This is a genomic window from Rhizobium sp. UBA1881 (genome assembly GCF_002338015.1).
Lineage (GTDB): Bacteria > Pseudomonadota > Alphaproteobacteria > Rhizobiales > Rhizobiaceae > Rhizobium.
Window position 1 is genome coordinate 9,026 of the sequence record NZ_DDHH01000123.1, and the last position, 9,940, is coordinate 18,965.

At 62.8% G+C, this 9,940-nt stretch carries 10 protein-coding genes; 1 reads left to right on the plus strand and 9 read right to left on the minus strand.

Features of this window, described 5'->3' with window-relative positions; all coding sequences use genetic code 11:
• Positions 1–153: 153 nt before the first annotated feature.
• The 9 genes from B3605_RS15240 to B3605_RS15280 are packed head-to-tail and all read right to left on the minus strand — an operon-like array spanning position 154 to position 8,753.
• Positions 154–507 carry a cupin domain-containing protein gene (locus B3605_RS15240; protein WP_112945584.1) on the minus strand — a complete coding sequence of 118 codons (354 nt, stop codon included), beginning with the start codon at positions 505–507 and terminating at the stop codon, positions 154–156.
• Positions 500–1,168, minus strand: a complete 669-nt coding sequence (locus B3605_RS15245; RefSeq protein ID WP_112945583.1) for a cysteine hydrolase family protein — start codon at positions 1,166–1,168, stop codon at positions 500–502. The genes B3605_RS15240 and B3605_RS15245 overlap by 8 nt, the downstream gene beginning before the upstream one ends.
• The gene (locus tag B3605_RS15250) at positions 1,168–2,718 is read right to left on the minus strand and encodes an ABC transporter ATP-binding protein (RefSeq protein WP_112945582.1); all 1,551 of its coding nucleotides are present in this window, start codon (positions 2,716–2,718) and stop codon (positions 1,168–1,170) included. Before B3605_RS15250 ends, B3605_RS15245 begins: the two co-directional genes overlap by 1 nt.
• A 1-nt stretch (position 2,719) precedes the next feature.
• Complete coding sequence (locus B3605_RS15255) at positions 2,720–3,772, minus strand: ring-opening amidohydrolase (RefSeq protein ID WP_112945581.1); 1,053 nt, start codon at positions 3,770–3,772, stop codon at positions 2,720–2,722.
• Positions 3,772–4,473 (minus strand): cysteine hydrolase family protein, encoded by a 702-nt coding sequence (locus B3605_RS15260; RefSeq protein WP_112945580.1) that lies wholly within the window; start codon positions 4,471–4,473, stop codon positions 3,772–3,774. The genes B3605_RS15255 and B3605_RS15260 overlap by 1 nt, the downstream gene beginning before the upstream one ends.
• A 12-nt stretch (positions 4,474–4,485) precedes the next feature.
• The gene (locus tag B3605_RS15265; RefSeq protein ID WP_112945579.1) at positions 4,486–5,502 is read right to left on the minus strand and encodes a formamidase; all 1,017 of its coding nucleotides are present in this window, start codon (positions 5,500–5,502) and stop codon (positions 4,486–4,488) included.
• A 42-nt stretch (positions 5,503–5,544) separates the two neighbouring features.
• Positions 5,545–6,471 (minus strand): ABC transporter permease, encoded by a 927-nt coding sequence (locus tag B3605_RS15270; RefSeq protein ID WP_112945578.1) that lies wholly within the window; start codon positions 6,469–6,471, stop codon positions 5,545–5,547.
• Positions 6,471–7,610 carry an ABC transporter permease gene (locus B3605_RS15275; RefSeq protein WP_112945577.1) on the minus strand — a complete coding sequence of 380 codons (1,140 nt, stop codon included), beginning with the start codon at positions 7,608–7,610 and terminating at the stop codon, positions 6,471–6,473. Before B3605_RS15275 ends, B3605_RS15270 begins: the two co-directional genes overlap by 1 nt.
• An 18-nt stretch (positions 7,611–7,628) precedes the next feature.
• Positions 7,629–8,753 (minus strand): BMP family ABC transporter substrate-binding protein, encoded by a 1,125-nt coding sequence (locus B3605_RS15280; protein ID WP_296434868.1) that lies wholly within the window; start codon positions 8,751–8,753, stop codon positions 7,629–7,631.
• 326 nt (positions 8,754–9,079) lie between these two features.
• On the opposite strand from B3605_RS15280, the gene B3605_RS15285 reads away from it, so the two are divergent.
• On the plus strand, positions 9,080–9,757 hold the full coding sequence (locus B3605_RS15285) for a GntR family transcriptional regulator (RefSeq protein ID WP_112945575.1): 678 nt from the start codon (positions 9,080–9,082) through the stop codon (positions 9,755–9,757).
• Positions 9,758–9,940 lie beyond the last annotated feature (183 nt).

Genomic DNA, 9,940 nt, shown 5'->3' on the forward strand with positions numbered 1-9,940 from the left:
CCAGCAGCGACTGGCGGTCGGCGAGATGAAGGAAGATACCGAGATCGTCGACCGCGGCGATCCGCGCGAGCATCTGATCGATGATCTCGGCCACCGTGCCGCCGTCGGCGTAGAACGCGTGCAGGGAAGCGATGTCGAACACAGGTCCGTTACTCATGCCGCTTCCTCCTCGAGAATTTTCACCGGCCGGTCCCACTGTATCAGCACCACGCAGCCCGTGTCGCTCCACACCGAATGCTCGGTGCCGACGGGATTGACGACATAACTCCCCTTGCCATAGTCGCCTGCCTCGTCCGACTGGACGCCATCGAGGACCAGGATTGTCTCCAGCCCCTCATGCCGATGCCGCGGCACGGACGCGCCGGCCTCGTATTTCAACAGTGCCACGCCCGGCTGGTCGCCCTCGAAGGGCTTGATCCAGTGGATTGTCACCGCATCGCGAAACGGTCCGAACGACAAATCCTTCCACCCGCCGGATGTCAGCAATTCGCGTGTTGTCTCAGGCATGGCTGATCGTCTCCAATATGTCATAGATATCGGCCGTCCACCCGACGATCGCCCCCTGGGCGCGGATCATCGCGATGGCGGCTTTCTTGAATTCCGGAAAGTAGCTTTCCGTCGCCTGCTCGCAGAGCAGGCATTCGTAACCGCGGTCGTTGGCCTCGCGCATCGTCGTCTGCACACAGACCTCTGTTGTCACGCCCGCGAACACCAACTGCGTGATGCCTTTTTCCTTCAGCACATCGCCGAGCTCGGTTGCGTAGAAAGCGCCTTTGCCCGGCTTCTCGATGACGACTTCGCCATCGATGGGTGCCAGTTCCGGCAGGATCGCCGTGCCCGGCTCGCCCGCAATTAGTATACGCCCCATCGGCCCTTCATCGCCGATCCGGAGGCTCGGTTTGCCCCGGTTGCGCTTGGCGACGGGCAGGTCCGACAGGTCCGGCCTGTGGCACTCCATCGTGTGAATGACGGGCAGCCCGGCATCGCGAAAGCCCTGGATCAGCCGCTTGACGTCAGGCACGATCCTGGTGATGCGACCAACGTCGTTGCCGAGACTGGCTCCGAAGCCGCCGGGTTCGGCGAAATCGCGCTGCATGTCGATGACGACGAGTGCGATCTCCTGTTTTCGGAAGGGAAAACCAAACGGTTGCGCCTTGATCTCAGCCATCAGTGGTGCCCCGCCATATGCGCGCCGATCACGGAGATATCGGCAGCCAGCGCCGGCGTCTCGTAGACCAGTTTGCCCTCCGAGATCACCATGATCCGGTCGGACATCTCCAGCAGCTCATCGAGATCCTCGGACAGCAGCAAAACGGCCGCACCGGAATTGCGCGCCCGCATGATCCGCGCCCGGATCTCCGCCACCGCCGAGAAATCAAGCCCGAAGCAGGGGTTGGAAACGATCAGCAGATCGACCTCGCCGGTGAGTTCCCGCGCCAGCACCGCCCGCTGCACATTGCCGCCGGAGAGTGCCGCGATCGGCGAGGACGACGAGGCGGTCTTTACCTTGAAATCGGCGATCAGGTCGGTGGCGCGTTTGCGCATCTTGCCCTTGCTGAGCCAGATCGCATCCTTGCCGTCGGCCTTAAGGTCGAAGGTGCGGAAGGCGAGGTTTTCGCTGACGGTCATCTTCGGCGCGCAGGCGTTCTGCAGCGGCTCCTCGGGAATGAAGCGCACATTGTTGCGCCGCGTTTCCGGCCGCGTCGCGCCATAGGCGTCGCCATTGACCTCAACCGTGCCCGCATCGGTCGGCCGCTGGCCGGCGAGGATTTCGGTCAGCTCCTTCTGGCCATTGCCCGAAATGCCGGCAATGCCGACGATCTCGCCGGATCGCACCGTCAGGCTGTCGATCTCGATCGTCTTCAGCCCGGACCGATCCGGCGCCTTCACCTTCTCGACCTTCAGAACCGGCTTGGCGGCCGAGGAAACAGGCACGCGTGTATCGAGTTCCGCAAGCTTCACATCGCCAATCATCATCGCAGCCATATCAGCCGTCGAGAGTTCGCCGACCTTGCCCGATCCCATCAGCTTGCCGCGCCGGAGGATCGAGACGGCATCCGCGAACTTCGTGACCTCGTGGAACTTGTGCGAGATCATCAGCACTGTCAGCTCGCCACGCTCGGTCATCCCACGCACCAGCCCGAGCATTTCGTCAGCCTCCGCAGGCGTCAGCACCGAGGTCGGCTCGTCGAGCACCAGGAAGGAGCGGCCGAGATAGAGCTGCTTGACGATCTCCAGTTTCTGCTTCTCACCGGCCGCCAGTTCGCTCACCGGCCTGTCGAGCGGGATCTTGAACGGCATTCGCTCCATGAAGGCCGCGAGGTCCTTGCGCTCCTTGGCCCAGTTGATGATCGCGGGCACTTCAGCGCGGCTGATGACGAGGTTCTCGGCGCCCGTCAGCGACGGGACCAGCGTGAAATGCTGGTAGACCATGCCGAGCCCATAGGTCGCCGCATCCTTGGGCGAGGCAACCGCCACCTCGCGGCCATCCACCGAGAGCGAGCCGGAGGTCTGATGGTAGAAACCCATGATGCATTTCACCAGCGTCGACTTGCCGGCGCCGTTTTCGCCGAGCAGCGCGTGAAAGCTGCCGGCCGGGATGTCGACCGAGACATGGTCGAGTGCCGTGAAGCTGCCGAAGCGCATGGTCATGTCGAGGGTCTGGATGCCGACGGCCTTGCCGGCCTGCGGAAGAGGCGTGTCGCGGACTATGCTCACTTCAGGTCTCCTTTTCGACGATGATTGCCACGGGACCGCCACCCGGCGGCCCCTGATGCTCGGCGCCACCCGAGACGTAGAGATCGGTCATCCCGAACACACCACCAAGCACGCCGCCGACGAAGGCGCGGGCATGGCGCGTGCCGGATATGTCTGAATCGCCAAGCATGGTGTGCCGCTTGCCACGCACCGAGCCGCTCGGGTCTGGCTCCGCCTTCGCCAGCACCGCCGCCAATCTGCCCTCGGGCAGTCGTGCATAGGCCGCCTTCACCGACTGCACATCGATCGCGTCCTGCATCACGGCATGGTCGATCTGGAACGGGCCGGACCATCTGGAGCTCATGCCGAGCACGACGATCTCGTGATCCAGCAACTCCACTCCGGCGGATGCCGAAGCGCAGCGCGAATAGAGCTCGTGCCGCGTACCGATATCGCCATCGGTGATCTCGTCCGCATCGATCTCGCCAAGCGCCACCGCGACCCCAAGCGCAGAGGCACCGCGCGAAAGCCCCATGGATTTCAGCGTGTCGCGCGTGGCGACCGTCTTGCCTGACGCTTCCACCTTGGCGATCCGCTGCGTCGTGAGCAGCGGACATTTGATCTGCACGAAATGCACGTCGGCGACATCCTCGATCCCGGCATCCTTGATCGCGGCCTTCACGGCCTCGGCCACCATCAGTACCTGCGCCCGGCGCCCGAGATCATGCGAGGGCAGGGCAGGCGTACGGGCCGCGCCGATCGCCAGCGCCCGCGTCGCTGGTGCGTCGGTCTCCTCGCGGGCAAACACCGTCCAGTGCGGCGACAGCGCCCCTTCGGTACCGCCGGACATGACGATCGACACGCCCTCGACACCATGGCGGTGAAACAGCGCCTCGAAGCTTGATGTCGCATAGCCACGGGTGAAGTCGTTGACGCAGCCATTGCCCTCGGTCTTGCCGAGGATGGCGACGACATTCTCCGGCTTCAGGCCGGCAGCAAACAGCGCCTCGACACCGGAGACATCATCCGGCCCGTCGGCCGGCACGCGAAAGACCTGGGCGCGCATCGATGGCATCAGACGAGCGCCTCGATCAGGGCCTTGGAATTCGAGACCGAGCCGAACACGCCGCCCTGCATCTTTACCATATGGATGGCGGCGAGGTGGTTGTTGTAGTCGGTGGCGCCGCAGCAATCCTCCAGCAGCAGGCATTCGAAGCCGCGATCATTGGCCTCGCGCATGGTGGTGGAGACGCAGACGTCGGTGGTGATCCCCGTGAGGATGATGTTCTCGATGCGCTTCTGGTTGAGGATCAGTTCGAGATCCGTGGCGCAGAAGGAGCCCTTGCCCGGCTTGTCGATGATCACTTCGCCGTCGAGAGGATAGAGTTCCGGAATGATATCCCAGCCTGGTTCTCCGCGCACCAGGATGCGGCCGCAAGGCCCGGCGTCGCCGATGCCCGCGCCGATCCGCTGCGAGCGCCAGCGCTTGTTGGCCGGCAGGTCGGCGAGGTCGGGCCGGTGGCCTTCGCGGGTGTGAATGATGTGGTAGCCCTTGGCGCGCATCGCCGTCAGCACCGCCTTGATCGGCTCGATCGGCGCCTGCACCAGAGCCAGATCGTAGCCCATGTGATCGACATAGCCGCCCTTACCGCAGAAGTCGGTCTGCATGTCGATGATGATGAGCGCCGTGTTGTCGGGCCTCAACGCGCCGTTATAGGGCCAGGGGTAGGGATCGGCCTTGACGTAGTGCTCTTTTGCCTCGGTCATCATGTCCATCGTCCGTCTCCTCTATTCGCCCGCGAGCTTGAATGTTTCGCCATAGCGCCTCGCCGGCTTGTCGAAGCCGCAGGAGGTGCCGTCGGTGATCTTGATGTCCGCCTCCCAGGGCAGCTTGTACTGGCCCGCGATCAGGTCGTGCATGTAGCTGTAAGGCGCGTCGCCCGCGCCACCCGCGACGGCGACATAGCCGCGATGGCCAAACTGGTAGATGTTGTTCTCGACGCCCCAGCCGAGCCGCGCCTCGCGCACCAGGTCGGGACGCACCTCGGCGGTGATGATCTCGTTGACGCGGCCGGACGTCCCGTGAGCGATGATCGAGCCGTCGAAATTGCAGATCATGCCTTCGCCCATGCTGTCGAAGGTGCCGTCAGAGCCGCACATGCAAACGCTCGCCGTGACCATGAGGTTGCAAAACGCGTTGGACTGGTTGGTGAATTTCCAGCTGTCGCGGATCGGCGCGGTATAGCCCGCCGTGCGGAACATGATCTCGGCGCCCTTGTAGGCGCACTCGCGCGCCATCTCCGGGAACATGCCGTCATGGCAGATGATCAGCGCCAGCTTAGCGCCCTTGGGGCCATCGATGACGGGAATGCCGAGATTGCCCGGCTCCCAAGGTTCGACCGGCACCCATGGATGCATCTTGCGGTAATAGAGCTTCAGCTCGCCCGTATCGTCGATGACGATGCCGGAGTTGTAGGGCATGCCGCCGGGGTTGAACTCCATGATCGAGAAGCAGCCCCAGATCCGGTTGTCCAGGCACGCATTCTTGAACGCCGCGACCTCGGGCCCATCCATCCTGCACATGATCTCGGGGTTGATATCCATCGAGAGCCCGTGCAGCGCATATTCAGGAAAGACGACGAGATCCATGCCCGGCTGGTTGCGCCGTGCCTTGGCCACGAGATCGACGATCACCTGCGTCTGCCGCGCCAGATCTTCCTTGGTGACCGTCACGGGGAGTTGCAACTGCACAAGGCCGATGCCGACGCCGTGTTCGGATTTGTTGAGGCCGCCGAGACCGTTCATGGCTAAATCCCTATTTCAAAACAGAATTACTTGGTGAGTGACTTATTTCGTGAGTGACAGGGCCCCCGGCGCACCCGCAAGCGAGCGGGTAGGCGAGGAGGTGGCGATGAGGATGGCGAGCGTCAGCACGTAGGGGGCTGCGTAGAACAGGTAGTAGCCCTGCGTGACGCCGACCGATTGCAGGGCAGGGCCGAGCGCGCCTGCGCCGCCGAAGAGCAGGGCGGCGAGGAAGCAGCCGATCGGGTTCCAGCGCGCGAAGATGACGAGCGCCACCGCCATCAGGCCCTGGCCGGATGAAATGCCCTCGTTCCACGATCCCGGATAATAGAGCGAGAGATAGGCCCCGCCGACTGCGGCCAGCGATCCCCCCGCCGCCGTGGCGAGCAGGCGAACGCGATCCGGATCGATGCCCATGGCCCGCGCCGCATCCGTGCTGTCGCCGACGACGCGCAGGATGAGGCCGACGCGGGTATTCTTGAACGCCCACCACAGCGCCACCGCGAACAGCGCGCCGATGACGAAGAGCACATTGATGTTCAACGCAGCCTGTACCTGCGGCAGGCTCGACCAGCCGCCGAGCGGGATCGAGGGCAGGTGTGGCGCTACCGGCTTGATGAAGGGCTTGCCGAGGAAGAAGGCCATCCCCAGGCCGAACTGCATCATGGCGATGCCGATCGCGATATCGTTGACCTTCGGCCACTTGCAGATCCAGCCGTGCACGAGGCCGAAGACGGCGCCCGTTCCCATGGCCGCGAGCACGCCGAGCCAGGCCGAGCCGCTCATGACGGCCACCGCGTAGGCCGTCATCGCGCCGAATACCAGCGTACCCTCAAGCCCGAGATTGATGCGCCCGGATCGCTCGGTAATCGTCTCGCCGAGGCTGACGAAAATGAAGGGCGTGGAGACGCGGATGGCGCCGGCGAGGATCGCCAGTGGTACACCCCATATGCCGATACCGGTCTCGTCCATCACGGGTTCCTCTTCCAAAGGTCGGGGTTGAAGATCTTGAAGCGGCCGTAGAAGGTCTCGAACAGCAGGATGACGACGAACAGCGTCCCCTGCAGAACCAGCACGGTCGCATCCGGCAGGCCCATGCGCCGCTGGATCAACCCGCCCGAGGCATCGATGCCGCCGAGCAGGATGGCGACGGGAATGATCGCCAGCGGATTGTGTCGCGCCAGGAAGGCGACGAGAATGCCGGTATAGCCATAGCCGGCCGCGATCGAGGCATTGGCGCTGCCCTGGACGGCGGCGACCTCGATCATGCCGGCAAGCCCGGCGAAGCTGCCGGCAATCGCCGTGAAGCCGACGATCAGTCGCCCCACCGGCAATCCCTGGATCTGCGCGGCGCGCACATTGCCGCCAGCGATGCGGGCGGCGAAGCCGTAGCTCGTCACCTCGATCAGGATCCAGGAGACAATGCAGGCAACGATACCGATCACCAGACCCCAGTGCACGTCCATGCCCGGTATCTTGCCCATCATGTACTCCGCCGGCAGCGGCGCTGTGGAGGGCTTGTTGAGGCTGGCTGGATCGCGCAGCGGCCCCTCGACGAACTGGTTCATCAGCGCGATTGCGATATAGGCAAGCAGCAGCGAGGAGATCGTCTCGTTCACCCCGCGATAGTGCCGCAGGAAGCCCGCAAGGCCGATCCACAGACCACCGACCACCATGGCCGCCGCCGCCATCAGAAGCAGCACCAGGATGGCGGGGAGCGTGCCGATGAAGGGAAGGGCGATTGCCGCGGCCGCAACCCCGCCAAGCACCACCGCTCCCTCGCCGCCGATGATGGTGAGACCCAGCCGCGCCGGCAGCGCTACGCAGAGCGCCGTCAGAAGCAGCGGGGCGGAACGGCTGAGGCTGTTCTGCACTGAAAACCAGCTGCCGAAGCCGCCGGTATACATCAGCTGGAAAAGCACGGCCGGCGATTTGCCGACCGCCATGATGAAGAGCGAGAAAAGCGCCAGACCGACCAGGATCGCGCCGAGGCTGATGATGACGGGTTCTGCCCGCCGCGCCAGCCATTCCAGCAACGGCCCCAGGAAGGACCGCGCCGGCGTATCGGAGATTACAGGCGATAGGGATGGAGTGTTCGCCTCGATTGTCATGACGCTTCTCCCTCTGGCTTAAGCCGTGGATCCGACGACGCCCTCGACCAGATAGTCCATGCTCTCAAGCTCGATCGCGTCCTCGGCGAGCGCCTTGTCGGCGGCGACGATGACGTTGCCCTTGTTGTCCTTCATCGGTCCCTTGAAGACCGAGAACTTGCCGCTCATGATCTCGGCGTGGACGGCCTCGAACTTGGTGCGGGCTTCAGCCGAAACGGCAGGTCCGAGCGGGCTCATCTTGACGAAGCCGTCCTTCAGACCGCCGCGTACGAAATTGCCGAGCTTCTCGCCGGCCTGCGCCTTCTTGACGAAATCGGTGTAGACGTTGCCCCAGGCCCATTCCGCGCCGGTGAGGTACTTCTCGGGCGCCAGCGGGCTCTGGTTGGCGTGGTAGCCGCAGACGAAAGCGCCGCGACCGGCCGCGGTCTCGACCACCACCTTCGGGCTGTCCACATGGCAGGTGATGACGTCGGCGCCCTGGTCGACCAGCGCGTTGGTGGCTTCCGCTTCCTTGACGGCCAGCGACCATTCACCTGTGAAGATCACCTGGCAGGTGATGGCGGGATCGACCGAGCGGCAGCCGAGCAGGAAGGAGTTGATGTTCTGCAGCACCTGCGGGATCGGCTTGGCGGCGACGAAGCCGATCTTCTTGCTCTTGGAGGCATAGCCAGCCGCGATCCCGTTCAGATACTGGCCCTGGCCGATATAGCCGAAATAGGAGCCGGTATTCATGGGGTTCTTGCCCTCCTGCCATAGGCCGCCGCAATGGCGGAACTGGATGTCGGGATATTTCGCGGCCATGGCCAGCATGTGGGGGTCGAAATAGCCGAACGAGGTCGGGAAGAGCAGGGTCGCGCCATCGAGATTGATCATCGATTCCATCGTCTTCTGGACATCGACGGTTTCAGGCACATTTTCCTCTTCGACGACGGTGATCCCAGGCATTGCCTTGACGGCTGCGGCACCTTCGGCGTGCGCCTGATTATAGCCGTAGTCATCCTTCGGGCCGACATAGATGAAGCCGACGGTCAGCGCAGTCTGCGCCATGGCGCGACCCGACAGTAGGCCCGGCGTCATCGCCAGTGCACCAGCGGCGGAGGCCTGGAGGAAATGGCGCCGGTTCATGGAAAGGAGCTTGGTCATTGCGATTCTCCCTGCGGCAAGGCCGCGTCAAACAAATGGTTGCAGAAGAAGTGTATGCAATGCGCGTGCCAGATTTTAAGTGTCTGTTATTAATAGGATTTACAAACGGGGGAGGCGGAAGCGCGTAAACTGTATGCAGATTTCGCTGCAAAGGTGATTAAAAATGCATCCTTGTCTGAAAATGCAGCGCAAGCGCCCGATAAAGCAGAAAAAAGCGCTGCACGGACACATGCAAGATAATCCATAAGATACTGCAAATATAAAACTATTTGACTTTTACGATCTCGCCATCCATCTGTATACAATGTGAAATGCAGAGTTTTGAAGTGAAGCAGATCAGGCGCAGACAGGTCATACGCACAGGCACCACCGTCGAGCAGATGGTGCGCGCCATCGCGGATATGATCGTTACCGGCGTCATGCATCCCGGCGAACGGCTGGATGAACTCTCACTCGCCGTCCGTTTCGATGTGTCGAGAACTCCGGTGCGCGAGGCCTTGCGCGAACTGGGCGCCATGGGCCTCGTCGATCGCGAGCCGAACCGCAGCGCCGTGGTCGCCAATGTCACCGAAGCCTATCTTCACTCCATGTTCGAGGCCATGTCGGAGCTTGAAGCCATCTGCGCGCGGCTGGCGGCCGAGCGGATGACGGTCGACGAGCGTCATGCGCTTGAGCTCGAACACCGCGCATCGGCCAGGCTGGTCCACGCCAACGCCCAGGAAGAGTACGCCGCGCACAATACGGAATTCCACACGCGACTCTATCGTGGCGCCCATAACGACCACATCTACGAAATGGTGACGCAGACCCGTGCACGTCTGGCGCCGTTCCGCCGGGCGCAATTCCGGCTCCCGGGACGCCTTGCCAAGTCCTATGACGAGCACGACGTCATCGTCACGTCAATCATGCGCGGCGACAGCGCTGCAGCCAGCGAGGCTGCTTATTCCCATGTTGCCATCGTCAGCGATGCCAGTACCGTTTTTGCATCTGACAAGGCGGATTGATCTTCCTGTCGGATATGAGGGATACGCCATAAGGCTCTGCAAAAAATGGGTTTTCATTCAGCGCAATGTCGATCCGACATACTCCTCGAAGGGCGTGCCAACCAGATGACACGCAATTGATAGATATCAGATTGTTCCATAATCTATCTTATCCGATGTTCGTGTGTAAGGGCTATTTAGTAA